Source organism: uncultured Limimaricola sp., assembly GCF_964022235.1.
GTDB lineage: Bacteria > Pseudomonadota > Alphaproteobacteria > Rhodobacterales > Rhodobacteraceae > Limimaricola.
Genome location: NZ_CAXHZL010000013.1, coordinates 40,265 through 65,485 on the forward strand (window position 1 = coordinate 40,265; position 25,221 = coordinate 65,485).

Annotated in this window: 24 protein-coding genes and 1 tRNA gene; 15 read left to right on the forward strand and 10 right to left on the reverse strand. The window is 65.8% G+C overall.

Annotated elements, in window-relative coordinates; genetic code table 11:
- Positions 1-13: 13 nt before the first annotated feature.
- Positions 14-1,312 (reverse strand): serine--tRNA ligase, encoded by a 1,299-nt coding sequence (gene serS / locus AADJ02_RS15260; RefSeq protein ID WP_341213928.1) that lies wholly within the window; start codon positions 1,310-1,312, stop codon positions 14-16.
- Between the two features lie 196 nt (positions 1,313-1,508).
- Between serS and yajC the strand changes: the two genes are divergently transcribed.
- Genes yajC through AADJ02_RS15305 form a run of 9 tightly spaced genes read left to right on the forward strand, consistent with a single transcriptional unit; the run spans position 1,509 to position 7,604 of the window.
- On the forward strand, positions 1,509-1,793 hold the full coding sequence (gene yajC / locus AADJ02_RS15265) for a preprotein translocase subunit YajC (RefSeq protein ID WP_341213870.1): 285 nt from the start codon (positions 1,509-1,511) through the stop codon (positions 1,791-1,793).
- Between the two features lie 37 nt (positions 1,794-1,830).
- Positions 1,831-3,492: a protein translocase subunit SecD gene (secD, locus tag AADJ02_RS15270; RefSeq protein ID WP_341213871.1), complete on the forward strand. Its 1,662-nt coding sequence runs from the start codon at positions 1,831-1,833 to the stop codon at positions 3,490-3,492.
- Between the two features lies 1 nt (position 3,493).
- Positions 3,494-4,465 (forward strand): protein translocase subunit SecF, encoded by a 972-nt coding sequence (gene secF / locus AADJ02_RS15275; protein WP_341213872.1) that lies wholly within the window; start codon positions 3,494-3,496, stop codon positions 4,463-4,465.
- A 56-nt stretch (positions 4,466-4,521) separates the two neighbouring features.
- Positions 4,522-4,875 carry an Mth938-like domain-containing protein gene (locus tag AADJ02_RS15280; RefSeq protein WP_341213873.1) on the forward strand — a complete coding sequence of 118 codons (354 nt, stop codon included), beginning with the start codon at positions 4,522-4,524 and terminating at the stop codon, positions 4,873-4,875.
- A complete protein-coding gene (gene ccmA, locus AADJ02_RS15285) occupies positions 4,872-5,492 on the forward strand; it encodes a heme ABC exporter ATP-binding protein CcmA (protein ID WP_341213929.1) in 621 nt (206 codons plus the stop codon). Before AADJ02_RS15280 ends, ccmA begins: the two co-directional genes overlap by 4 nt.
- A complete protein-coding gene (ccmB, locus tag AADJ02_RS15290; RefSeq protein ID WP_341213874.1) occupies positions 5,489-6,145 on the forward strand; it encodes a heme exporter protein CcmB in 657 nt (218 codons plus the stop codon). The genes ccmA and ccmB overlap by 4 nt, the downstream gene beginning before the upstream one ends.
- Positions 6,146-6,191: 46 nt before the next feature.
- On the forward strand, positions 6,192-6,935 hold the full coding sequence (locus tag AADJ02_RS15295; protein WP_341213875.1) for a heme ABC transporter permease: 744 nt from the start codon (positions 6,192-6,194) through the stop codon (positions 6,933-6,935).
- A complete protein-coding gene (ccmD, locus tag AADJ02_RS15300) occupies positions 6,932-7,078 on the forward strand; it encodes a heme exporter protein CcmD (RefSeq protein ID WP_341213876.1) in 147 nt (48 codons plus the stop codon). Before AADJ02_RS15295 ends, ccmD begins: the two co-directional genes overlap by 4 nt.
- Positions 7,071-7,604: a DsbE family thiol:disulfide interchange protein gene (locus tag AADJ02_RS15305; protein ID WP_341213877.1), complete on the forward strand. Its 534-nt coding sequence runs from the start codon at positions 7,071-7,073 to the stop codon at positions 7,602-7,604. Before ccmD ends, AADJ02_RS15305 begins: the two co-directional genes overlap by 8 nt.
- 213 nt (positions 7,605-7,817) lie before the next feature.
- Here the strand turns inward: AADJ02_RS15305 and acnA are convergent, their stop codons facing one another.
- Entirely contained in the window at positions 7,818-10,598 is a 2,781-nt protein-coding gene (gene acnA / locus AADJ02_RS15310) for an aconitate hydratase AcnA (RefSeq protein WP_341213878.1), read from the reverse strand.
- A gap of 216 nt (positions 10,599-10,814) precedes the next feature.
- On the opposite strand from acnA, the gene AADJ02_RS15315 reads away from it, so the two are divergent.
- Positions 10,815-11,510 (forward strand): DUF1223 domain-containing protein, encoded by a 696-nt coding sequence (locus AADJ02_RS15315; RefSeq protein WP_341213879.1) that lies wholly within the window; start codon positions 10,815-10,817, stop codon positions 11,508-11,510.
- Here the strand turns inward: AADJ02_RS15315 and AADJ02_RS15320 are convergent.
- From AADJ02_RS15320 to AADJ02_RS15330, 3 genes are all read right to left on the reverse strand, one after another.
- The gene (locus AADJ02_RS15320) at positions 11,507-12,391 is read right to left on the reverse strand and encodes a lysophospholipid acyltransferase family protein (RefSeq protein WP_341213880.1); all 885 of its coding nucleotides are present in this window, start codon (positions 12,389-12,391) and stop codon (positions 11,507-11,509) included. The two genes, AADJ02_RS15315 and AADJ02_RS15320, sit on opposite strands and share 4 nt — an antisense overlap.
- An 83-nt stretch (positions 12,392-12,474) precedes the next feature.
- Entirely contained in the window at positions 12,475-13,545 is a 1,071-nt protein-coding gene (locus AADJ02_RS15325; protein WP_341213881.1) for a FliG C-terminal domain-containing protein, read from the reverse strand.
- Between the two features lie 72 nt (positions 13,546-13,617).
- Entirely contained in the window at positions 13,618-14,073 is a 456-nt protein-coding gene (locus AADJ02_RS15330) for an autoinducer binding domain-containing protein (RefSeq protein WP_341213882.1), read from the reverse strand.
- 160 nt (positions 14,074-14,233) lie between these two features.
- On the opposite strand from AADJ02_RS15330, the gene AADJ02_RS15335 reads away from it, so the two are divergent.
- A complete protein-coding gene (locus AADJ02_RS15335; protein ID WP_341213883.1) occupies positions 14,234-14,830 on the forward strand; it encodes a LuxR C-terminal-related transcriptional regulator in 597 nt (198 codons plus the stop codon).
- Positions 14,831-14,868: 38 nt separating this feature from the next.
- On the opposite strand, the gene purB is transcribed toward AADJ02_RS15335, so the two are convergent.
- The 4 genes from purB to AADJ02_RS15355 form a co-directional block, all read right to left on the reverse strand.
- Positions 14,869-16,170 carry an adenylosuccinate lyase gene (gene purB, locus AADJ02_RS15340; RefSeq protein WP_341213884.1) on the reverse strand — a complete coding sequence of 434 codons (1,302 nt, stop codon included), beginning with the start codon at positions 16,168-16,170 and terminating at the stop codon, positions 14,869-14,871.
- 121 nt (positions 16,171-16,291) lie between these two features.
- Positions 16,292-17,149: a hypothetical protein gene (locus tag AADJ02_RS15345; protein WP_341213885.1), complete on the reverse strand. Its 858-nt coding sequence runs from the start codon at positions 17,147-17,149 to the stop codon at positions 16,292-16,294.
- A gap of 255 nt (positions 17,150-17,404) precedes the next feature.
- On the reverse strand, positions 17,405-18,811 hold the full coding sequence (gene glnA / locus AADJ02_RS15350) for a type I glutamate--ammonia ligase (RefSeq protein WP_341213886.1): 1,407 nt from the start codon (positions 18,809-18,811) through the stop codon (positions 17,405-17,407).
- A gap of 65 nt (positions 18,812-18,876) precedes the next feature.
- Positions 18,877-19,215 (reverse strand): P-II family nitrogen regulator, encoded by a 339-nt coding sequence (locus AADJ02_RS15355; protein ID WP_021693083.1) that lies wholly within the window; start codon positions 19,213-19,215, stop codon positions 18,877-18,879.
- Positions 19,216-19,358: 143 nt separating this feature from the next.
- Between AADJ02_RS15355 and AADJ02_RS15360 the strand changes: the two genes are divergently transcribed.
- The 3 genes from AADJ02_RS15360 (at position 19,359) to tig (ending at position 22,454) form a co-directional block, all read left to right on the forward strand.
- Positions 19,359-20,909 carry an NAD(P)H-hydrate dehydratase gene (locus AADJ02_RS15360; protein WP_341213887.1) on the forward strand — a complete coding sequence of 517 codons (1,551 nt, stop codon included), beginning with the start codon at positions 19,359-19,361 and terminating at the stop codon, positions 20,907-20,909.
- Positions 20,910-21,012: 103 nt separating this feature from the next.
- A tRNA-Leu gene (locus tag AADJ02_RS15365) sits at positions 21,013-21,097 on the forward strand.
- Between the two features lie 28 nt (positions 21,098-21,125).
- Positions 21,126-22,454, forward strand: coding sequence for a trigger factor (tig, locus tag AADJ02_RS15370; protein ID WP_341213888.1), 1,329 nt, complete (start codon positions 21,126-21,128; stop codon positions 22,452-22,454).
- A 232-nt stretch (positions 22,455-22,686) separates the two neighbouring features.
- Here the strand turns inward: tig and AADJ02_RS15375 are convergent, their stop codons facing one another.
- Positions 22,687-23,256: a DUF882 domain-containing protein gene (locus AADJ02_RS15375; RefSeq protein ID WP_341213930.1), complete on the reverse strand. Its 570-nt coding sequence runs from the start codon at positions 23,254-23,256 to the stop codon at positions 22,687-22,689.
- A 416-nt stretch (positions 23,257-23,672) separates the two neighbouring features.
- On the opposite strand from AADJ02_RS15375, the gene AADJ02_RS15380 reads away from it, so the two are divergent.
- Positions 23,673-25,214, forward strand: coding sequence for a L,D-transpeptidase family protein (locus AADJ02_RS15380; RefSeq protein WP_341213889.1), 1,542 nt, complete (start codon positions 23,673-23,675; stop codon positions 25,212-25,214).
- Positions 25,215-25,221: the final 7 nt, after the last annotated feature.

Sequence of the window (25,221 nt, forward strand, 5' to 3'; positions counted from 1 at the left end):
TCAGCCGTGACGTTCAGTCGCGGATCAGCTCACCCGAGGCCGAAAGCTTGGTGCGGCCACCGAGGTAGCCGTGCAGCGCTTCGGGGATCGTCACGGAACCGTCCTCTTCCTGACCGTTCTCGAGCACCGCGATCAGTGTCCGGCCCACGGCGAGGCCCGAACCATTGAGCGTGTGCAGGAACTCGGGCTTGCCGCCGCCCTCTGGGCGGAAGCGGGCGTTCATGCGCCGCGCCTGATAGTCGCCACAGGTCGAGATCGAGCTGATCTCGCGGTAACGGTCCTGACCCGGTAACCAGACCTCGATGTCATGGGTTCGTCGCGCGCCAGCCCCCATGTCGCCTGCACACAGGAGCATCGTGCGGTAGGGCAAGCCCAGCTTCTCGAGGATCGCCTCGGCGCAGCCCGTCATCCGCTTGTGCTCGGCCTCGGACTGGTCGGGATGGACCACTGAGACCATCTCGACCTTCTCGAACTGGTGCTGGCGCAGCATGCCCGAGGTGTCGCGCCCGGCGCTGCCTGCCTCGGAGCGGAAGCACTGCGTGTCGGCCACGTAGCGGCGGGGAAGGTAGCTTTCATCGACCACGCAATCGGCCACGAGGTTGGTCAGCGTCACCTCCGCCGTCGGGATCAGCCACCAGCCGGTGGTGGTCTGGTAGCTGTCCTCGCCGAATTTCGGCAACTGACCGGTGCCGATCATCGCCTCCTCTTTGACCAGAACCGGGGTCATGGTCTCGGTGAGGCCATGCTCTTCGACGTGAGTGTCGAGCATGAATTGCGCCAGCGCCCTGTGCAGCCGGGCGACGCCGCCCGACAGCACTACGAAGCGCGAGCCAGAGAGCTTGGCGGCCACTTCGAAGTCCATGCCGTCCTTGACCGCCGGAAGCTCGAAATGCTCCTTCGGGGCATAGTTGAACTGCCGCGGCGTGCCGTGGCGCTTCATCTCGACGTTGTCGTCTTCGTCCTGACCGGCGGGTACATCCTCATAGGGCAGGTTGGGGATCGTCAGCAGCAACTCGCGCAGGGCCGCGTCCTCGGCCTGCGCCTCGTCGTTCAGCCGCGCGATCTCGGCCTTCTTTTCGGCCACCAGCGCACGCAGGCGCTCGAATCCGGCCTCATCGCCGCGTCCCTTCGCCGCGCCAACCTCCTTGGAGGCCCGGTTCTGATCGGCCTTGGCGGTCTCGGCGGCGTGGATCTTGGCCCGGCGCGCGTCATCAAGCGCCAGGATCTGCGACGACACGCCAGACATCCCACGGCGGGCCAGGGCGGCGTCGAAGGCGTCGGGGTTGTCGCGGATGGCGCGGATGTCGTGCATTGTCTCGTCCGTCATAGGGGGTTTCACGGCCCGGGGGCCGCGCCCATATGGACCGAAACGGCAGCGCTTGTGAACCGCCAAACCGGCGTGCGTTCCCGCCGGGGGGCGCGGTTGCCAATCATCAACCCCGGCAGTAGGGTGCCGCGACTTTTTCAAAGGCGTGAGACCACGCCCCGGACCGACATAAAGGACCGCCATGCAAGGCATCGAATCCCTCATCCCACTGATCCTGATCTTTGCGATCATGTGGTTCTTCCTGATCCGCCCGCAGCAGAAGAAGCTGAAAGAGCACCAGAAGATGGTGGCGGCGCTGCGCCGTGGCGACCAGGTGATCACCCAAGGCGGGTTGATCGGCAAAGTGGTCAAGGTCCGTGATGACAACAACGAGGTCGAGGTCGAGATCGCTCAGGGCGTGAACGTCCGCGTGGTACGCTCGACCATCGCCACCGTGACCTCCAAGACCGAACCGGCCAAGGCCTGATCCCCCAGATCCGGCCCCGGGCCAGAGGACCAAGACGATGATGCACATCCCCACCTGGCGCCGGATCCTGATCTGGCTCGTCTGCCTGGGCGGGCTTTTCTTCGCGCTGCCGAACCTGTTCTACGATCGGGTCGAGACCGCGAACGACGCCCGCGCCGTGATAGAGACCGGCCTGACCGACGCCGAGTTGCAAGCCGACGCCAGCCTTTGGCCCGAATGGATGCCCTCGGGCCTCGTGAACCTCGGGCTAGATCTGCGCGGCGGTGCGCATCTGCTCGCCGAGGTGCAGGTCGAAGAGGTCTATGCCGCGCGCATGGAGGCGATGTGGCCGGAGGTGCGCGACGCGCTCGCGGCCGAGCGCGACACCGTCGGCTTCGTCACCCGCGAAGAGGGTGACCCCTCCGAACTGCGCGTGCGCATCTCGGAGGCCGCGCAGGCGGCGGCTGCGCTCGACATCGTGCGCGGCCTCGCCACCCCGGTGACGAGCCTGACCGGCGCCGGCACCAACGATATCGACGTGCGCGCCGAAGGCGCCGAGATCGTCGTCACCCTGAGCGAAGCCGAGCGTGCCGCCACCGACGACCGTACGATCCGCCAGGCGCTTGAGATCGTGCGTCGCCGGATCGACGAGGTCGGCACCCGCGAGCCGACGATCCAACGTCAGGGCGAGGATCGCATCCTGATCGAGGTGCCGGGCGTCGGATCGGCCGAGGAGGTCAAGGAGATCATCGGCACCACCGCGCAGCTGACCTTCCAGCCGGTCGTCTCGCGGTCCTCCAACGCCGACGAGAACCCCGGCCCCAACAACGAAATCCTGCCCTCGCTCGACGAGCAGGGGGTGTATTACATCCTCGAGCGCAACCCGGTCGTCTCGGGCGAGGAACTGGTCGACGCGCAGCCCGCTTTCGACCAGAACGGTCGCCCGGCGGTGAACTTTCGCTTCAACCCGACCGGCGCGCGGGCCTTCGGCGACTATACCGCAGAGAACATCGGTTCGCCCTTTGCCATCGTGCTCGACGAGGAGGTGATCTCCGCCCCCGTCATCCAGAGCCACATTCCCGGCGGCTCGGGCATCATCACCGGCAACTTCACGGTCGAGGAATCGACGCAGCTCGCCGTGCTGCTGCGCGCGGGCGCGCTGCCTGCCGGGCTCACCTTCCTCGAAGAACGGACCATCGGCCCCGAGCTCGGCGCCGACAGCATCGAGGCGGGCAAGCTGGCCGCTATCGTCGGCGCGCTCGGCGTCGTGGTCTTCATGATTGCGAGCTATGGCCTGTTCGGCGTCTTCGCCACCGTGGCTCTCACCTTCAACATGGTGCTGATCTTTGCGGTGCTGTCGATCCTGGGCGCGACGCTGACACTGCCCGGCATCGCGGGCATCGTGCTCACCGTCGGCATGGCGGTGGACGCGAACGTGCTGGTCTACGAGCGTATCCGCGAAGAGCTCAAAACTGCGCGCGGTCCGGCCCGCGCCATCGATCTGGGCTACGAAAAGGCCCTCTCCGCCATCCTCGACGGCAACGTGACCACTTTGATCACCGCGCTCATCCTGTTTCTCGTGGGCTCCGGTCCGGTGCGTGGCTTTGCCATCACCCTCGGTCTCGGCATCCTCACCTCGGTCTTCACCGCGATCTTCGTGACGCGTCTGTTGATCGTGATGTGGTTCGAGCGCCGCCGCCCCAAAACCATCGAGGTCTGACATGCGGCTGCGCATCGTTCCCGACGACACCAAGATCGACTTCTTCCGCGCCGCGAAGATCACCTTCGGCGCCTCGATCGTGGCGATGATAATCAGCATCGTGCTGTTCTTCGCCATGGGGCTGAACTTCGGCATCGACTTCAAGGGCGGCACCACGATCCGCACCGAGTCCGAGAGCGCCATCAACGTCGCTGCCTACCGCGACGCCATCGCCCCGCTGGAGCTTGGCGACGTGGTGATCACCGAGGTGTTCGATCCTTCCTTCGGGGATGACAAGAACGTCGCCTCGGTGCGCATCCAAGCGCAGGAGGGGGTCGAAAGCGTCACCGCCGAGACCATCGCCGAGGTCGAGGCCGCGCTGCAGACCGTCGACCCGACACTGACCTTTCCGAGCGTGGAGAGCGTCGGCCCCAAGGTCTCGGGCGAGCTGATCCAGTCGGCGATCTTTGCCGTGCTGGGCTCGCTTGTCGCGATCCTGTTCTACATCTGGCTGCGGTTCGAGTGGCAGTTCGCGGTCGGCGCCATCGCGGCGCTGGTGCATGACGTCACGCTGACCATCGGCATCTTTGCGGCCTTCCAGATCAAGTTCGACCTCGCGATCATTGCAGCCTTGCTGACCATCGTCGGCTACTCGATCAACGACACCGTGGTGGTCTTCGACCGGGCGCGTGAAAACCTGCGCAAGTTCAAGACCATGCCGCTGCGCGACCTGCTCAACCTTTCGGCCAACGAAACGCTGAGCCGCACGGTGATGACTTCGGGCACCACGCTCTTGGCGCTGCTGGCACTCTTGGTTCTGGGCGGCGACGTGATCCGCGGCTTTGTCTTTGCGATCTTCTGGGGCGTTATCGTTGGCACTTATTCGTCAATCTATGTCGCCAAGAACATCGTGCTCATGCTCGGCGTGAAGCGCGATTGGGACAAGAAGAACGACCCCAAGGCGGGGACGCAGTTCGCGAACATCGACGCCTGATCCGGTCAATCCGTCGGATCGGGGCATTTGCAGAATGGTGAACAGGGGGCATGCCAATGCGGCTGACCGAGATCGACTACGACGACTCGATGCCCATCGACGGCTATGGTCCGGGCTTTTTTCGGATCGGCGGCAAGGTGGTCGAGGGGCCGGTGACGCTGGCGCCCACAGGGCTCAAGAGCTGGGGTGGCTACGAGGATCTCGACGCCGTCCTCGCGCTGGCGGGACGCATCGACGTGCTCTTCGTCGGTACGGGGGCCGAGATCGCCCATGCGCCGCGCGCCTTCCGGGACCGGCTCGAAGAGGTGGGCATCGGCGTCGAGACCATGGCGACCCCTGCCGCCTGCCGCACCTACAACGTGCTCTTGTCGGAAGGGCGGCGCGTCGCGGTCGCGCTGCTGCCGGTCTGACCGACCTCGTTGTCACCGACCTTGGCGTGGAGCGCGGCGGCATGCCGGTGCTCACGGACGTGTCGTTCCGCCTCGCACCGGGGCAGGGTCTGGTGCTGCGCGGGGCCAACGGTATCGGCAAGACGACGCTTTTGCGCACTGTCGCAGGGCTTCAGCCACCGCTCTCGGGCAGGGTCGAGGGAGCGGGCGAGCGGGCGGGCTATGCCTCCCATGCCGACGGGATCAAGCCCGCTCTGACCGTGACCGAAACCTTGCAGTTCTGGGCCGATCTTTACCGCAGCGATCTGTCCGAGGAGGTGTTCGACCTCTTCGACCTTACCGATCTGCGCGACCGTCCCGCGGGCACGCTGTCGGCCGGGCAGGGACGCCGTCTCGGTCTCGCGCGGCTTGCGGTCATCTCCCGCGAGGTCCTGCTGCTCGACGAACCCACCGTTTCGCTCGACGCCTTCTCCGTCAAACGCTTTGCCACATTCCTGCGCGATCACCACCTCGCGCGCGGCGGCATCGCCGTGATCGCCACCCATATCGACCTCGGCCTCGATCTGCCCGAGATGGATCTTACGCCCTACCGCGCGGCCCCCGAGGCGCGGGGCGGCTCTGACGAGGCGTTCCTGTGAGGGCATTGCTCTCGCGCGACCTGCGCCTAGCGGTACGCGCGGGCGGCGGATTTGGCCTTGGGCTGGCGTTCTTTCTGATCGTCGTGGTGCTGGTGCCCTTCGGGGTCGGCCCCGAAACCGCGATCCTCGCGCGCATCGCGCCGGGCATCCTGTGGGTCGCGGCGCTGCTCGCCGCTCTGCTGTCGCTCGATCGCATCTTCGCGCTCGACCACGAGGACGGCTCGCTGCCGCTGCTGGCCACCGCGCCGCTACCTCTAGAGATGTTGGCCCTGGCCAAGGCGCTCGCCCATTGGATCACCACCGGCCTGCCGCTCGTCGTTGCAGCCCCGCTTCTGGGCATCCTGCTGCACCTGCCGGGGACGGCGATGCCATGGCTGCTCGTTTCGCTCGCTCTCGGCACGCCCGCACTCTCGCTCATCGGTACCTTCGGCGCGGCGCTCACCGTGGGCCTGCGCCGAGGCGGGCTCTTGTTGTCGCTCATCGTGCTGCCTCTCTATGTGCCGGTGCTGATCTTCGGGGCCGAAGCCGCGCGGCGCGGGGCCGAGGGGTTGCCCGCCACCACGCCTCTGCTGCTCTTGGCCGGAATCGGGCTAGGCTGCGCCGCCTTGCTGCCATTTGCCACGGCCGCAGCCCTGAGGGTCACGCTGCGTTGACACTCAGGGCCATTGAGCCGCGACGCGCGCCGGGATAGGAAAAGCCATGTCGATCTGGACTTACGCCAATCCGAGGAAATTCCTCGACACCACCGCCCCTTGGGTGCCGTGGCTCATGTGGCTCTCTGCCGCCGTGCTTGGTGTCGGTCTGGTCTGGGGCTTTTTCTTCACGCCCGAGGCCGAGCGCTTCGGCTCCTCGGTCAAGATCATCTACCTGCATGTGCCCTCGGCGCTGATGGCGATCAACGCGTGGCTGATGATGCTCGTGGCCTCGCTGATCTGGCTGATCCGCCGACATCACGTCTCTGCTCTGGCGGCCCGCGCGGCCGCGCCGATCGGCATGGTGATGACGCTGATCGCGCTCATCACCGGGGCGATCTGGGGTCAGCCGATGTGGGGCACCTGGTGGGCGTGGGACCCGCGTCTGACCTCATTCCTGATCCTGTTCCTGTTCTATCTGGGCTACATCGCGCTTTGGGCCGCAATTCCCGATCCCGACAGTGCCGCCGACCTGACCTCGGTGCTCTGCCTCGTCGGATCGGTCTTTGCGATCCTGTCGCGCTACGCCGTGAACTTCTGGAACCAAGGCTTGCATCAGGGCGCATCGCTTTCGCTCGACAAGCAGGAGAACGTGGCCGACGTGTTCTGGTTGCCGCTGCTGGTCTGCATGGCGGGGTTCGTGCTGCTGTTCGTGGCCCTCGTGCTGCTGCGCACCGGCACAGAAATCCGCGCGCGTCGCATCTCTGCCCTGCGCGCGCGCGCGCGTCGCGGCGAGCCGGTGCGCGCATGATGGATCTGGGCAAATACGCAGCCGAGGTGATCTCGGCGTGGGGCCTCAGCCTCGCACTGCTGGGCGGTCTCGTCTGGTGGAGCCTCGCGCGTGACCGCAAGGTCCGGGCCGAACTTGAAAGGGCCGAGCGCGATCATGGCTAGGTTCTCACCGCTCATCATCCTGCCGCCCGCGATCTTCGCGGCCCTTGCAGGGCTCTTTGCCGCCGGCATGCTGCGCGACAATCCCGACGAACTGCCCTCGGCTCTGATCGGGCAAGCAGCCCCACTTACCGAGACTGGCACCTTGCCGGGGCGCAGCCCCTTTGATCCCGCGGTGCTCGCGGATGGTGAGGTGAAACTGGTGAACTTCTGGGCCAGCTGGTGCGCGCCCTGCCGGGTCGAGCATCCGAACTTCGAGGCGCTGGCTGAAGAAGGGCTGCCGATTTACGGCATCAACTACAAGGACGACGCTGCCAACGCGAACGCCTTCCTCGAAGAGTTGGGCGACCCGTATACAGCGATCGGCACCGACGATGGCCGCGTCGCGCGCGACTGGGGCGTCTACGGCGTGCCGGAAACCTTCGTTGTCGACGGGCAGGGCCGCATCATCTCGCGCATGGCAGGTCCGGTCACCCAACGTGCGATCACCGAGCGGTTGAAGCCGGCGCTCGAAGAGGCGGCGAACTGAGCCGACCGGCCTTCTCCACCAATCCATATTATAACGTCATGGCGCACCAGAGCAGCGTTTGCAGGGCAGTAGTCCGTCTGCGCAGCCATGTTCGACGGGGTCTTGGCGAACGGAACGAAACACGCGATCTCTTTCCATAGGCCTGTAACTCAACAGGAAACCGCCCCGGCCATAGGCCGGGGCGGTTTTTGTTTCAGCGCTCGTATCCGAAGATCAGGCGGCGGATTGCGCGAGGTTGCGCAGCACGTAGTGCAGCACACCGCCGTTCTTGATGTAGTCGATCTCGACCGCCGTATCGATCCGGCAGCGCAGCGTGATCTCCTTGGTCGAGCCATCGGCCATGGTGATCGTCGCGGTCACGTTCTGCAGCGGCTTCACGTCCGACAGGCCCTTGATCGAGACGCTCTCCTCGCCGGTGAGGCCGAGCGATTTGCGGGTGTCGCCTTCGGCGAACTCGAACGGGATCACGCCCATGCCGACAAGGTTCGAGCGGTGGATGCGCTCGAAGTTTTCGGCGATGACCGCCTTCACACCTAGAAGGGCGGTGCCCTTCGCGGCCCAGTCGCGCGACGAGCCTGCGCCGTACTGCTCACCACCGAAGATCACCAGCGGCTTGCCCTGCTCCTGCCACGCCATGGCGGCGTCATAGATCGCCATCTGGCTGCCATCGGGGCCCTTGGTGTAGCCGCCCTCGACGCCGTCGAGCATCTCGTTGCGGATGCGGATGTTGGCGAAGGTGCCGCGCATCATCACTTCGTGGTTGCCGCGGCGCGAACCGTAGGAGTTGAACTCGCGCACCGGAACCTGACGCTCGACCAGGTACTTGCCAGCGGGGGTCGTGTCCTTGAACGAACCTGCCGGCGAGATGTGGTCGGTCGTGACCATGTCGCCGAGGATCGCCAGCACGCGGGCGTCCTCGATGTCATGGATCTCGCCCGGCTCCTTGGACATGTTCTGGAAGTAGGGCGGGTTCTGCACATAGGTCGACTGCGGCGGCCAGTTGTAGGTCTCGCTGTCGACGGTGTCGACCTCCTGCCACTTCTCGTCGCCCTTGAAGACGTCGGCATACTTGGACTGGAACGCCTCGCGGGTTACGGTCTTCTGCACCAGCTCGGCGATCTCGGCCTGGCTGGGCCAGATATCCTTGAGATAGACGTCGTTGCCGTTCTTGTCCTGACCCAGCGGCTCGCGGGTGATGTCGACGTTCATGTCGCCCACCAGCGCATAGGCCACCACGAGCGGCGGCGAGGCGAGGTAGTTGGCGCGCACGTCGGGGGAAATCCGGCCCTCGAAGTTGCGGTTGCCCGATAGCACCGAGGTCGCGATCAGGTCGTTGTCGTTGATCGCCTTCGAGATCTCCGCTTCGAGCGGGCCCGAGTTGCCGATGCAGGTCGTGCAGCCATAGCCCACGAGGTTGAAGCCGATCGCATCGAGATCTTCCTGCAGGCCGGCGGCCTCCAAATAATGCGACACGACTTGGGAGCCGGGCGCCAGCGAGGTCTTAACCCAAGGCTTGCGGTCGAGGCCCAGCTCACGTGCTTTGCGGGCGACGAGGCCAGCGCCGATCATCACATAGGGGTTCGACGTGTTGGTGCAGGAGGTGATCGAGGCGATCACGATCGAGCCGTCGTGCAGCTGGTAATGTCCGTCATCGGTGGAGACGAAGCCGCGCTTGTGGTGGCCCTCGTCGCCCGGGATGTCGACCGGCTCGGGCTGGCCGCCTTCGCCTTCCCAGCGGATCTCGGAATTGGCCGAGGTATCCTTGCCCTCGCGCTGGCCCTTCACATACTCACCGAACGCCTTGCCGGCCACGTCGAGCGCGATGTGGTCCTGCGGGCGCTTGGGGCCGGAGATGGCGGGGACGACGGTGCCCATGTCGAGCTCGAGCGTGTCGGTGTAGACCGGCTCGTAGCCCGGATCGCGCCACATGCCGTTCTCCTTGGCATAGGCTTCGACCAATGCGATGCGGTCCTTGTCGCGGCCGGTCTGCTCCATGTAGCGCAGCGTCTCGGCGTCGATCGGGAAAAAGCCGCAGGTCGCGCCGTATTCCGGGGCCATGTTGCCGATGGTGGCACGGTCCGCGAGCGGCACGTTGTCGAGGCCGTCGCCGTAGAATTCGACGAACTTGCCCACGACGCCCTTTTCGCGAAGCATCTGCACGACGCGCAGCACGAGGTCGGTGGCGGTGGTGCCCTCGAGCATCTTGCCGGTGAGCTTGAAGCCCACGACCTCGGGGATCAGCATCGAGATCGGCTGACCCAGCATCGCGGCCTCGGCCTCGATGCCGCCCACGCCCCAGCCCAGAACGGCCGCGCCGTTGACCATAGTGGTATGGCTGTCGGTGCCGACGAGGGTATCGGGGTAGGCGACTTCCTCGCCGTTCTGGTCCTTGTCGGTCCAGACCACCTGCGCGAGGTATTCGAGGTTCACCTGGTGGCAGATGCCGGTGCCCGGCGGCACGACGCGGAAGTTCTCGAACGCCTTCTGGCCCCATTTCAGGAACTGGTAGCGCTCGATGTTGCGCTCGTACTCGCGGTCGACGTTCATCTGGAACGCGCGCGGGTTGCCGAACTCGTCGATCATCACCGAGTGGTCGATCACGAGATCGACCGGGTTCAGCGGGTTGATCAGCTGCGCGTCGCCGCCCAGCGCCTTGATGCCGTCGCGCATCGCAGCGAGATCGACCACGGCGGGCACGCCGGTGAAGTCCTGCATCAGCACGCGCGCGGGGCGGTAAGCGATCTCGCGGGGGTTCTTGCCGCCGTTGGCGCCCCACTCGGCAAAGGCCTTGATGTCATCGGTCGAGACCGAAAACCCGCCGTCTTCGAAGCGCAGCAGGTTTTCCAGCACGACCTTGAGGGCCGAGGGCAGGCGGGTGAAGTCGCCGAGACCGGCCTCGGTGGCGGCGGGGATCGAGTAATACGACAGGCTCTGCGATCCGACCGTGATCTTGCGGCGGGTCTTGGCGCTGTCCTGGCCAACTTGAATCGGCATGAAGTGTCCCTTCTGGCTGCGAGCTGTGGGTCTGGCCCCGCTTCTGCCGCAAGGGCAGCAGGCGATCAAGGCCGTTGCCCGCTATGTATACAACGGCACACAAATGTCCAGATCCCTGGTGATCGCGCGAAACGCACGCGTCTCTCGCGGCGGGTTGATTGGTGTTGCAATGCCGAACAGCTTAGACCGATGGGACAATCCCGGTGGAGAGCATGAATGCGCGAATATTTGGCGGCACTGAGCATGGCGGGCTGTCTTGCCCTGAGCCCGGCGCTCGCCGAGTCCCCCGTGGTGGTCGAGCTTTTCACCTCGCAGGGCTGCTCGAGTTGCCCGCCCGCCGACGAAATGGTGCGCAATCTCGCCCAGCGTGACGATGTGATCGCCCTAGGGTTGCACGTCGACTACTGGGACTACATCGGCTGGGCCGACAGCTTTGCCCAGCCCGGCTTTACCAAGCGCCAGAAACGCTATGCTTCCGCAGTCGGTGAGCGGATGGTCTATACGCCGCAATTCGTCGTGGGCGGGGTCGAGCGGATCGTCGGGGCCAAGCCGATGAAGGTGATGCAGGCGGTGATGGACCGCGCCGAGGCGCCCGAGCGCATCACCCTTTCCGTCGCACGCGAGGGTGAGACGCTGCGAATCCGAGCCCAACGGCGCGATGCGCGGGCGGTGCCAGTCATGGTGCAGCTGGTGCGTTATCGCCCCGAGGCCAGCGTTGCCATCGAACGCGGCGAGAACGCGGGCCAGCGGTTGGTCTACGCCAACATCGTAACGTCCTGGGAAATGCTGGTGCGCTGGACTGGAGAGGAAGCGCTGGAGATCACCGCGCCGCTCGACGGCGAACTGCCGGGCGCTGTGATCGTGCAGGAAGAGGGGCCCGGTGCGATCCTCGCGGCGGCGCGGCTGCCCTAGCGGGCGGCACGGGCCGCTTTCCAGCGGTTGTGCACCCAGAACCACTGCCCCGGATCGCGCTCGATGCGCACCTCGAGCCGCCGGGTCGCTTCGCGCATCATCTCGACAGGCGACCCCCGGGGGATCGGAGCTTCGAGGGCGATATCGAAGCCGATGCCGTCGGGGTGGCGAATGCCGAAATAGGGCACCAAGGGGGCGTCGAAGCGCAGCGCCAGTTCGGCCGCCGTGAGCGCCGTGCGGGCGGGCCGTCCGAGAAAGTCGATCTCGACGCCGCTCCGGTCGTGCAGGTCGAACAGGATCGTCGCCATGCCGCCCGACTTCAGATGCCGCAAAAACCCCGTGAGCCCGCGCCGGCCCTTTGCAAAGACCGGGCCTGACACGTCCTGCATGGTGGCGGCGTAGTGATCGTTGACAAAGCCGTTGGACATCGGCCGATAGAGACCGCCGATCTCGTAGCCCATCGCCGTCAGCACCCGGCGCGGCGCCTCGTGATTGCCGAAATGACCCGTCACGAAGATCACCGGTCTGCGCTCGGCGCGCGCGTGGGCGATGGTCTCCAACCCGGCGTCCTCGTGCAGCGTGTCGGGTAGGGCATGCGCGAACTCCGCGCCCGAGTAGTTTTCGATCAGGGTGCGTCCGAGGTTGTCGCAGACGGCACGGGACAACGCGGCGCGGCGCGCGGCGGGCATGTCGGGAAAGATCAGCCCGAGATTGGCCGAGGCCCTGCGGCGATAGCCCGCAAGCGGGCCGAGAGTTCGGGCGGTCAAGGCACCCATCGCCGCCACCCGCCTTTCGTAAGGCAGGCTGCGCGCGACACCGATCGCAGCGCGCAAGGCCAGATCGACCGCCCGGTCCGCCGTGCCACGGCCGCGGGCCGTCATCGTCCTATCCTCTGCCAAAACCCGTTCTCCGCCAAGCCGCGCCCCGGCCATAAGGTGGAGCGTCAGGGATGCCAAGCCAAGGGTCAGGCGACCCCTTCCTCGTCGTCCTGTGGCGTGACGAGGGTAATTTCCCCGGCATCCGCCGCCGCGCGGACCGCCGTCACGACCTCGCTCATCGCGGTTTCCCCCTCAAGCCGTCGCACGGTACCACGCTCGGCAATCTCGTCGCGCAGCCCTTGGGCCATCCGCTGCGAGATGTTGTCGAGCAGATGCGTGGCCGCGGCGTCTAGACTGCCGCCTTCCGCCTGTGCCGCGGTAAGTGCGGTGATCAGCACCGGTTGTTCGATCCGACGCAGGACCGTAGGCGCGTCTGTCGCGGCAAGGCGAGCGGGGAGGTCGGCGAAGGTGAAGATGGCCCGCCGCACGTCGGCCGCGAAATCGGGATCGTCGTCGTCGAGGCCGCCCAGCACGGCATCGCGCGTGGCGCTACCGCTCGAATTGAGAATCTCGCCCAGCCGGTCCGGCGCCGGGTTGGTGAAGGCCTGGGGCACCTCGACGCAATGCTCGGCCGCCAAGGCCGCGCCGATCCGCTCGACCGTGTCGGGGGCGATGGCGGAGGTCTGCGACATGGCATGCGTGATCCGGCGTGCCCGCTCGCTCGGCAACAACCCCAGGAGCTCCGCCGCCTTGGCAACCGGCAGCTTCGACAGGGCCACGGCGGCGATTTCGGCGGATTCGGAGGTCATCAGTGGCACCAGCGCAGGGCAGGAGAGCGCGGTGAGCCGCGCCCAGGGGTCATCCCCGCGCGGCGGTCCGGCTTCGGCGCGCAATCGTGCGGCGGTGGCCGGGCTGATCCGTCCATCGAGCGCCTGCAACGCTCGGTCAATTCCGCCCGGTGCGGCGAGGCCGAGCCCCTCGATCCGGTCGGCAAATTCGGAAGCCACGGCCGAGAGCGTGGCCCGGTCCACCAGCCGCAGCGCGCCAAGCTCGCGCGTCAGGCTGATCTGCACCTCTTCAGGCAGGGCGGCCAGATCGAGCTTGCGCCCTTCGGCGATCATCAGCTGAACCACCATGGCCGCCTTGCGACGGCGGCTCATCTGGCCGGGTGCAACCGGCTCCATGCCGGTCTTGTTGATGGGCTGAGGTGCTGACACGGGTCCCGGCCTCCCTGGGCTGCGATGCTGCAGGCAGGCTTAGGGCAACAGGGTAAACAACAGGTTCCCGCCCTAGCTGGTCACCACCTCGATCGACAGTTCTCCGAGCCGGGCGCGCATCGCGGGACCGAGCGTTTCGACATCGCGGGTCAGCTCGTGCAGCCGCGCCAGTTCTGCGCGCGCCTCGGCGATCTCCGCTGCCTCGAAGGGGCGATCGGGATGCGCAAGCCCCCCGAGGCTGCGCGCGCCGTCCACCATCGAGATGCTGACGCCATGACGCAGCCCGAAGCCTGCGGCCTGCGTCATGACGCCAAGTGGATCCTCGCTCGGATCGATGTCCTGCCAAGGGCACACACCCTCGTTCGTCATTGCCCAGCGCACCGTCGGATCGCGCAGCAGCAAACCCTGCTTGGCATAGGTGGAAACCCATTCCGGGGGGTAGCAGTTGAACATCAACTTCGGCGCGGCGAAATGAATATGCAGTCCGATGGCAAAGCCACCGGGTGCAATCTGCTTGAGATGAGCCAAACTATGGCCGATACTGATATCATTAAGCAATGTCATCTGGCGGTTTCACCTCAGCGTTCGCAAATCGCACCCGTCAGGACGATGTCCGGGGGGCAAAGATCAAAGTTGGCGCCATGAGTGAACGATCGCAGATTGACCCATCCCGAGCAGGACCCGTCTTGTGACGACTCCTCTCGATACTGAGCTGCTGGGACGCCTCGCCCCGGTCGGCTACTATATCGCGCTGCGGGTCGGCTTTGCATTCCCGCTCGAAGAATACAACCATCTGCCGAAAGCTTGGGTCGATATTTATACCTCTGAGCGACTAATTCTCGATGATCCGGCGATCCGTTGGGCCTATTCCAACGAAGGCGCGGCGCGCTGGAGCGCGCTGGAGGACCCGCAGGGTGTTTTTGTGAAGGCGCGGCGCCTGCGTCTGCGCTATGGGGCCGTCGCCGCGGCCACTGATTCAAGCGGCGCGCGCTCCTACGGGCTTTACCTACGCGAGGATCGGGAGTTCAGCGACCGCGAACTCGGGGTCGTCGTGGAGATGCTGGAAGCGCTGCATTCCGAGGCGGCTCCACCGAGCAACCTGACGCAGGCCGAAATCGAGGTGCTGCGCATGGTCAAGAACGGCTACCGGCTCAAGCAGATCGCCCATGCGCTGGGTGTGACCGAAGGGGCGATCAAGCAGCGGCTGAAAAACGCCCGCACCAAGCTTGGCGCCAACACCGCGACTCAGGCGGCAACCCTGGCCGCGGGATTCGGGTTGATTTGAAGGGGGCGGCGGGCCCGCTTGGGGCCCGCCTTGAATGTTCAGCCGAAGACGCGGGCGAAGATCGTGTCGACGTGCTTGGTGTGGTAGGCGAGGTCGAACTTCTCTTCGATCTCCGCGGGCGACAGCGCCGCGGTGACCTCGGCGTCCGCCAGAAGCTCGGTCTTGAAATCCGCGCCCTGTTCCCAGACCCGCATCGCATTGCGCTGCACGAGGCGGTAGGCGTCCTCGCGGCTCACACCTGCCTGCGTCAGCGCCAGAAGCACCCGCTGGCTCATCACCAGACCGCGGAACTTGTTCATGTTGTCGAGCATGTTCTGCGGGTAGATCACCAGCTTTTCGATCATCCCCGCCAAGCGGTTCAACGCGAAGTCGAGCGTCACCGTGGTGTCGGGGCCAATCGCCCGCTCGACCGAGCTGTGCGAGATGTCGCGCTCGTGCCAGAGCGTCACGTTCTCGAGCGCGGGCGTCACCGACATGCGCACGAGCCGCGCCAGACCGGTCAGGTTCTCGGTCAGCACCGGGTTGCGCTTGTGCGGCATCGCGGACGAGCCCTTCTGGCCCTTGGAGAAAAACTCCTCGGCTTCCAGAACCTCGGTGCGCTGCATGTGGCGCACCTCGGTGGCGATGTTCTCCATCGACGAGGCGATGACGCCGAGGGTCGCAAAGAACATCGCGTGACGGTCGCGCGGGATCACTTGGGTGGAGATGGTCTCGGGGCGCAGACCCATCTTCGCGCAGACATGCTCCTCGACGCGCGGATCGACGTTGGCATAGGTGCCGACGGCGCCAGAGATCGCGCCCGTGGCGATCTCCTCGCGAGCGTTGCGCAGACGGGCCAGACCGCGGTCCATCTCGGCGTAAAAGCGCGCGAAGGTCAGGCCCATGGTCGTCGGCTCGGCGTGGATGCCGTGGGAGCGGCCGATGCGGACCGTGTCCTTGTGCTCGATGGCACGCGCCTTGAGGGCGGCCAGCACCCGCTCCATGTCGGCGATCAGAAGATCGGCGGCACGGGTCAGCTGCACGTTGAAGGTGGTGTCGAGCACGTCGGACGAGGTCATGCCCTGATGCACGAAACGCGCCTGATCCGCGCCCACATGCTCGGCGAGATGCGTGAGGAAGGCGATGACGTCGTGCTTGGTGACGGCCTCGATCTCATCGATGCGGGCGACATCGAATTCCACGTCCTTGGCCTTCCAGACCGCGTCAGCGTTCTCGCGCGGGATCACGCCGAGATCGGCCATCGCGTCGCCGGCATGGGCTTCGATCTCGTACCAGATGCGGAACTTGGTGGCGGGCTCCCAGATGGCGGTCATCTCGGGGCGGGAATAGCGGGGGATCATCGGCGCTCTCTCGGTCAAGGAGGGTTCGCCGGGGTCATAGGTCGATGGGCCGCGTCGCACAAGGTCGCGAGATGACGCCGCGGCAGTGACGGGCCGATCCCGAGCGGGATCGGCGCGTGATTTACAGGCCCGCGAAGGCGAAGGTCGGTAGGAGTGCCTGCACTCCGACCACGGCCGCGATACCGGTGGCGAGAAGCGCGATCTGCCCGGTGCCGGAGCGGTCGCGCCATAGGCGCAGGCCCAGAACCTGCAAGGGGCCTTTTTTAGGCTGCGACACGGCCTTGGCTTCTGCCAAGGCGGCGCGGATATCGCGCATCTCCGAGACCATCGGGTGCGCCGTCGCGGGGCTGTCGTTGGCCACGCTCGCGACGTCGTTCGATGCGCGCCGCTTGGGCCGCTCAGTGCGGTAGCTCGGCACTTGGGGCCGTGTGGGCCGGGGGCGTCGCTGGGGCACCTCGGGGGCCAGTTCGGACACCTGCTCCGCGGTTTCTGCGTCGTAGCGCGCCAACATCCGATCGAACTCGCGCGCGTTGGTGTGCGGGCCGAGGCGGGTCGGATCAAGGCCCGGCAGCGCCTCGATCATCGCGTCGATCATCTCGGCGGTGGGGGTTTCGGTGCTCGTCTGCCACAGCATCCGATCGGACATGTAGCGATCGTTGATTCGATCCGCGAGCAGGCGGGTGATTGTGCCCTGATGGCTGGCGATACCGATCTGGCAATCGCCGCTCTCGCCCGCGCCGACGCCGATCGTCAGGCAGGCGGCATAGCGACCGGGCAGGGGCTGCGACCAGCCAAGGATGATGCGGGCGTTGTCGAGATCGAAAATCGCGACGTCGTCATGATCCCAATGGAGACCGCAGTCGCCGGCAGGACCTTCCCGGAGCGATGTACACAAATCATCGACGAGATTGGGAAAGTCGAGCGCAGGGATGCCGCGAAACAGCAGTTGTGCGATGGTGCTGGTGATCGGGTCTGACATTGACCGGTCTCCGAATGGGGTCGGCTCGTTGGCCGGTGAGTGGTCCTTTCAATTAGGTTAACGATTGTGTTCCCGTTAAGCGCGAAGCAGGGAATAAGCGTGGTCGCTCGACGGGATCGGCCCCGCGAGCGCCGCAATTTGGCCACTTCGTCGATCCCGCGCTCGTGCCCCGATCCATGAGAAATGCCGGGTGACGCAATGAAAACGGGGCGCCCTTGGGCGCCCCGCATGACCAGATCGTGGCCGCTTCTGCGATCAGCAGGAGTAGTAGAGCTTGTACTCGACCGGGTGCGGCGTGTGCTCGTAGGCGTAGACCTCTTCCCAACGAAGCGCCATGTAGCCCTCGAGCTGATCACGGGTGAACACGTCACCGGCGAGCAGGAACTCGTGGTCCTTCTCCAGCTCTTCGAGCGCTTCGCGCAGGCTGCCGCAGACGGTCGGGATCTCGGCCAGCTCCTCGGGGGGCAGGTCGTAGAGATCCTTGTCCGAGGCCGGGCCCGGATCGATCTTGTTCTTGATGCCGTCGAGGCCGGCCATCAGCAGCGCCGAGAAGGCGAGGTAGGGGTTCGCAGCCGGATCGGGGAAACGGGCTTCGACGCGCTTGGCCTTCGGGCTCTCGGACCACGGGATCCGGACGCAGCCCGAGCGGTTGCGGGCCGAATAGGCGCGCAGCACCGGGGCTTCGAAGCCCGGGATCAGGCGCTTGTAGCTGTTGGTGGTCGGGTTGGTGATCGCGTTGAGCGCCTTGGCGTGCTTCAGGATGCCGCCGATGAAGTAGAGCGCTTCCTGGCTGAGATCGGCATACTTGTCGCCGGCGAAGAGCGGCTTGCCGTCCTTCCAGATCGACATGTTGACGTGCATGCCCGAGCCGTTGTCGCCCGAGATCGGCTTCGGCATGAAGGTCGCCGACTTGCCGTAGGCTTGGGCCACGTTGTGGATCACGTACTTGTACTTCTGGATCTCGTCGGCCTGCTTGGTCAGCGTGCCGAAGATCAGGCCCAGCTCGTGCTGGCACGACGCCACCTCGTGGTGGTGCTTGTCGACCTTCATGCCCATGCGCTTCATGGTCGAGAGCATCTCGCCACGCATGTCCTGCGCGTCGTCGATCGGGTTGACCGGGAAGTAGCCGCCTTTGACGCCCGGACGGTGGCCGGTGTTGCCGACCTCGTACTCGGTGTCGGTGTTCCAGGCGCCGTCGATCGCGTCGACCGAGAAGGAGACCTTGTTCGAGGTGACGGCGAAACGCACGTCGTCGAAGATGAAGAACTCGGCCTCGGGGCCCATGTAGGCGGTGTCGCCGATGCCCGAAGACTTGAGGTAGGCCTCGGCTTTCAGCGCGGTGCCGCGCGGGTCGCGGTCATAGGGCTCGCCGGTGTCGGGCTCGACCACGGTGCAATGGATGCACAGCGTCTTCTCGGCGTAGAACGGGTCGAGATAGGCGCTGTCGAAGGCCGGCATCAGCTTCATGTCGGACTGGTCGATCGACTTCCAGCCAGCGATCGACGAGCCGTCGAACATGAAGCCTTCCTCGAGGAAGTCCTCGTCCACGAGGTCGGAGACCACGGTGACGTGCTGGAGCTTGCCCTTGGGGTCGGTGAAGCGGATGTCGACGTACTCGACTTCCTCGTCCTTGATCATCTTCAGAAGCGTAGAGCTGTCCATCTGAATGCTTTCCTTGTTTGTCTCATGTTCGTGAAAAGGGGCTTTGGGCCCCTTGCGCGCCGCGATCAGATCGCGTCGTCGCCGAATTCTCCGGTGCGGATGCGGATCGCCTGTTCGACGGGCGACACGAAGATCTTCCCATCGCCGATCTTGTCGGTCTTGGCCGCGTCGACGATCGCCGCGATCGCGCGCTCGACCTGATCGTCGGGCAGCACCACCTCGATCTTCACCTTGGGCAGGAAGTCGACCACGTATTCGGCCCCGCGGTAGAGTTCGGTGTGGCCCTTCTGGCGGCCGAAGCCCTTGACCTCGACGACCGAAAGACCCTGCACGCCAGCTTCCTGGAGCGCTTCCTTCACCTCGTCGAGCTTGAACGGCTTGATGATCGCCTCGATCTTCTTCATGTCGCGCGACTCCCTTGCATCCGCGTTCTGAGGCGTGAAACCATGCCCGCTCGGCCACCTCAATCACCGGCCCCGGAGCGGCGACGGCCAGACGCTGAAATTCCGACGCTATGATTAAAAATTGTGCAGAATGTGTGGATTCGATGCAGTTTGAAAACTCAGGCACCGCTGAACCCCAATCGAGCGCCCTTTACATGGGCAGTCTCGATGGGGCGGCGCTTCTGAGTGCCGAGGAAATGCGCGACGCAGAGGCCCGGGCGATCGCGGCGGGCACACCGGGGGTGGTGCTGATGGAGCGCGCCGGTGCTGCAGTGGTCGACGCGCTGACGGCGTTTTGGCCGGAGTTGTCCTCTGACACGCAGGCCTGTGTGCTGTGTGGCCCGGGGGGCAATGGCGGCGACGGCTATGTCGTGGCGCGGCTCTTGCGCGCGCGGGGCTGGACGGTGCGCCTGCACGCGCTGGCCCCCGCAACGCACCCGGATGCTGGCGCGCAGGCTGACAAGTGGTCTGCGGTCGGAACGATCGAAGGATGGGACGAGGCGGCGGCGTCGGCGCGCCGAGCCGATCTGGTGATCGACGCGCTGTTCGGTCTGGGGTTGTCACGCCCGCTCGGGCCTGAGGTGGCGGCAGTGCGGGACGTACGACCAAAGCGCGTGTTGGCGATCGATCTGCCCTCCGGGCTTTGTTCCGACAGCGGGCGAGTGATCGGCGAGACCTGTATCAAAGCCGATCTGACGGTGAGTTTTCACGCGCCCAAGCGCGGCCATGTGCTGGCCGAAGGCCCGGGGCGATGCGGCGCGCTCGACATTCGTGATATTGGCTTGGCCAGCGGGCAGGGCGGTGTGACGCTCGCGGGGCAACCCGCCGGTCTTGCCAAGACGGCGGGTCATAAATACGGCCATGGCCACGGCTTGGTTATGGCGGGCGGGGTCGGGCGCGGCGGTGCGGCCCGCATGGCGGCGCGCGCGGCGCTACGGGTCGGCGCGGGGCTGGTGACCATGGCCTGCCCGCCCGCCGCATTGCAGGAGAACGCGGCGCGGCTCGACGCGATCATGCTGCGCCCGCTGCGCGACGCCGGGGTGTTGGATGCGATTTTGGATGATGCGCGGCTGAACGCGCTGCTGCTCGGGCCCGGTTTGGGAACCCGCGAGCGAGAGTGCGACCTCGTTGGCCGAGCGCTTGCGGCGCGGCGTGCGACGGTGCTCGACGCCGATGCGCTGACGCTCGTCGCGGGGGATGAGGCACTGCGCATGGCGCTCCATGACACGTGTCTACTCACCCCGCATGGGGGCGAATTCGCCCGGCTGTTCCCCGACCTCGTCGATCGCATGAACGGCCCCGTCACGCGCGGTCCGGCCTATTCGCGTATCGAGGCCGCACGGGAGGCTGCCGCGCGCGCAGGCTGCGCGGTGTTGCTCAAGGGGCCAGACACGGTCATCGCCGCCACCGATGGGCGCGTTTGCGTCAATGCGGGCGTCTATGGGCGCGCGGCACCATGGCTCGCCACCGCGGGGGCGGGCGACGTGCTGGCGGGACTGGCCTTGGGCCTCATGGCGCGGGGCTGGGGGGCGTATGAGGCGGGGCGGGACGCGGCTTGGTTGCATGTAGAGGCGGCGCGCCGGTTCGGCCCGGGGTTGATCGCCGAGGACCTGCCCGACCTGCTGCCGGGACTGATGCGCGACATGGGGCTTTGACGCCGCTGCGGCAGGCCGATTTTTTCCCGTGGCGCAGGCTCTCGGGCTTTGCTAGACAGCGCCGAGAATTCCGGGGGGTGTTTCGCGCCCCCCAAAGAGACATGCGGGTGTGGCGAAACTGGTAGACGCACCAGATTTAGGTTCTGGCGCCGCAAGGCGTGGGGGTTCGAGTCCCTTCACCCGCACCAAGAAACACGATTGAGAAAAGGACGACAGATGCAGGTCACCGAGACCCTCAACGACGGCCTCAAGCGCGGCTACACCATCACGCTGCCCGCCGCCGAACTGGACGCCAAGGTGCAGGAAAAGCTGGTCGAAGCCCAGCCCGAGGTCGCCATGAAGGGCTTCCGCAAGGGCAAGGTGCCGCTGTCGCTGCTGAAAAAGCAGTTCGGCCCGCGCGTGCTTGGCGAAGCCATGCAGGAAAGCATCGACGGCGCGCTGTCGAGCCACCTCGAAGAGAGCGGCGATCGCCCGGCGATGCAGCCCGAGGTGAAGATGGCGAACGACGAGTGGAAAGAAGGCGACGACGTCGAGGTCACCGTGGCCTACGAAAAGCTGCCCGAGATCCCCGAGACCGATTTCTCGGACATCTCGATCGAGCGCCTGAAGGTCGTGGCCGATGACGCCGCGATCGACGAAGCTCTGGGCAACCTCGCCGAGACCGCGCAGAACTTCGAAGACAAGGACGGCGCTGCCGACGAGGGCGATCAGGTCACCATCGACTTCCTCGGCAAGATCGACGGCGAGGCCTTCGAGGGCGGCGCTGCCGAGGACTACCCGCTGGTGCTCGGCTCCAACTCCTTCATCCCGGGCTTCGAAGATGGCCTCAAGGGCGTGAAGGCCGGCGACGAGAAGAACGTCGAGGTCAACTTCCCCGAGGACTATCAGGCCCCGAACCTCGCCGGCAAAGCCGCCGTGTTCGAGTGCAAGGTCAAGGCGGTGAAGGCCCCGCAGAAAGCCGAGATCGACGACGAGCTGGCCAAAAAGTTCGGCGCCGAGGATCTCGCTTCGCTGAAGTCGCAGATCGCCGAGCGTCTCGAGGCCGAGTATTCGGGTGCGTCGCGCGCGGTTGCCAAGCGCAAGCTGCTCGACATCCTCGATGAGAAGGTGTCGTTCGACCTGCCGCCGAGCCTCGTCGAGGCCGAAGCGAGCCAGATCGCGCACCAGCTCTACCACGAGGATCACCCCGAGGATCACGGCCACGATCACGGTGAGATCAAGCCGACCGACGAGCACAACAAGCTCGCCGAGCGCCGCGTGAAGCTGGGCCTGCTGCTTGCCGAGATCGGTCAGAAGGCCGAGATCAAGGTCACCGATCAAGAGCTGACCCAGGCGATCCTCAACCAGGCACGTCAGTATCGCGGTCAGGAGCGTCAATTCTTCGAGTTCGTCCAGCAGAACCCGCAGATGCGCCAGCAGATCCAAGCCCCGATCTTCGAAGACAAGGTCATCGACCACATCTTCGAGCAGGCCAAGGTCGATGAGAAAGAGGTCTCCAAAGAGGACCTCCAGAAGGCTGTCGAGGCGCTCGACGACGAGGCGTAAGCCTCTCGCCGCAAGGCATATTCGCAAAGGCCGCCCTTCGGGGCGGCCTTTCTCGTTTGGGGGTGGCGCGAGGGGCGTCCTGCAGCTCCGAGCTGGCTTCACCCATCACCGGGTGTCAGGTCAGGAGGATCATTGCCATTTAGGCGTTTGCCTTGCCTCCAACGAAAAAGGCACCCCAACATGGGGCGCCCGTTTCAACCTGTGCAGCAGGTTTCAGCAGTTCTTGGTCGGCTCAGCTTCCCCAGCTACGGACCGGGCCGCAGTCCATGTGGACGAAGTTGGAGCCGGAATACTTGCCGACGCCGCCGGCTTTGCAGGCTGCAGCGGCGCGCGCCATCTGGCCCACCGAGCGGTGCGAGAGACGCAGGTCGGCCGCTTGGCCCTTGAGGTGCAGAGAATTCTTGGCGACGCCCGAAGAGTTGCGGCGCAGCATCGCGTTGGTGGCCGGCGAACGGTAGCCCGACAGCAGCATGTAGGGCTCGTTCACTTCGAGAAGCTGGTGCGAGGCCGCCATGATGTCGACGGTGCGGGTGTCGATATCCATCAGCTGGTTGTTGCGCCAGTCGCGCATGAAAACGTTGATCTCGCGGATCGCCTCGGCAATGTATTCGCCCTCGATCCAGTAGATCGTGTCGAGTTTCTCACCGGTCCGTTCCGAGTACATGCTTAGGCGGCGCACGTCGCCGGCGCGCCTGAGAAAGCCTGCCGCATTCGAGTAGGTCGGTGCTGCGGTAACTGCCGTGGCGGCGAACGCGCCAAGGAGACCGCGGCGAGTCATGCCCGCCGAGCGAAGATTATTCATCATGTGAGCGCCTGTCCCGTCGCTTACCTGTGGCCCGCATTTTCACGGGCGTTTTTGCCATCCGTCCCCAGATGCAGACCCTCTATCGCACGGGCGGACGACTCGACCAAGTCCGGTTATCGGATAACAGGGTGAAGAAACTGCAAATCGGCGGGAACTTGCGCAACGGTCGGCGCATTATCCCTCATGCGCGGGGTTTTGTGACCCATATGCCGCGTTACAAGCTCAATCCCCGTCCCGGGTGACATCGTTCGATGGCCGCGCAGAACGCCGGCGTTTATGACCGCCACGCGATCCCGCCGGATCCCTCTGACCAACGGTGTCCCATGCTGCACATGTCCCGTCCCAGCCACGCCCTCCGCCAGAGCCCCCTGTTGCGATCCGCAGTCACGGCGTTGTCGCTGCTGCTCCCGGCCATGTCCCAGGCCGAGACCCTGGCCGAGGTGTCGCCCTTCCGCCAAGCTGTGGCCGAAACCGTTGCGGGACAGTCTGGCCTGTCCGAGGGTTACCGGGCTCGTGGCTTTGCCGGGATCTGGACCGGCAGCGATGCGGCTGCCGTCGCCCGCCGCAACGCTCTGCTCTCGGCGCTGACGGGGGCGCAGGCGCATGGGCTTCCGGTATCGCGCTACGATCCCGAGACCCTCGTCGCGAAGCTTCGCGCGGCGCAGAGCGCCGAGGATCGCGCTCGTATGGATGTCGAGATGACCAAGGTCTTCCTGCGCTATGCGCGGGACGTGCAGACCGGGATGCTCGAGCCCGGCAAGGTCGTGCCGCTGATCCACCGCGAGGTGCCGCTTCGCGATCCGGCCGAAACCCTCGCGGGCTTTCTCGAGGCCGAGCCGGTGGCCTTCCTGCGCAGCCTTGCTCCCACCGCCCCCGAATACGGGCGGCTGCTCAGGGCGCGCGCCGAGTTGCAGCGCAGCCTTGATGCTGGAGGCTGGGGCGCGCGCGTGCCGTCCGGCAAGATCTCCGCTGGGGCCAGCGGCGAGGCGGTGATCGCACTGCGAGACCGGCTTATCGCGATGGGCTTGCTCGCGCCAACCTCGGTGGCGGTGATGGACGAGACCATGGTAGCCGCCGTGCGCGAGTTCCAGACCCGCAACGGTCTCGCGGTCGACGGGGTGGTCGGGCCCGGCACGCTGGCCGAGCTGAACCGTTCCGCCGAAGAGCGCCTGCAATCCGTGCTCGTGGCGATGGAGCGCGAACGCTGGACCAACATGGATCGCGGCGCGCGCCACGTTTTCGTCAATCTCACCGACTTCAGCGCCACCATCATCGACGACGGGCACGAGACGTTCCGCACCCGCTCGGTGATCGGGGCCGAGGCGCTCGACCGGCAGACACCCGAGTTTTCGGACATCATGGAGCGTATGGTCATCAACCCGAGCTGGTACGTGCCGCGCTCGATCGTGGTGAACGAGTACCTTCCGCAGCTCAAGCGCAACCGCAATGCCGCGAGCCAGATCCTGATCACCGATCGTTCGGGCCGGGAAGTGAACAGAGGCTCGATCGACTTCTCGCGCTATGACGAGCGCAGCTTCCCCTATTCGATGCGCCAGCCCCCGTCGAATTCGAACGCGCTCGGTCTGGTGAAATTCTTGTTTCCTAACCGCTACAACATCTACCTGCACGACACCCCGGCCAAGTCGCTGTTCGATCGCGAGGCGCGCGCCTTCAGTCACGGCTGTGTGCGCCTCAACGATCCGTTCGACTTCGCCTATGCCCTGCTCTCGGCGCAGGAGGACGACCCGGTCAGCTTCTTCCAGTCGCGCTTGGCCACGGGTCGCGAGCAGCGGGTCGACCTCGTGACGCCGGTACCCGTGCATCTCGACTACCGCACCGCTTTTACCGATGCCGAAGGTAGGCTGCAGTTTCGCCGGGACGTCTATGGGCGCGATGCGGCGATCTGGGCGGCGCTGGCCCGTGAGGGGGTGGCGATCTCGCGTCCCGCAAGCTAGATCGGCC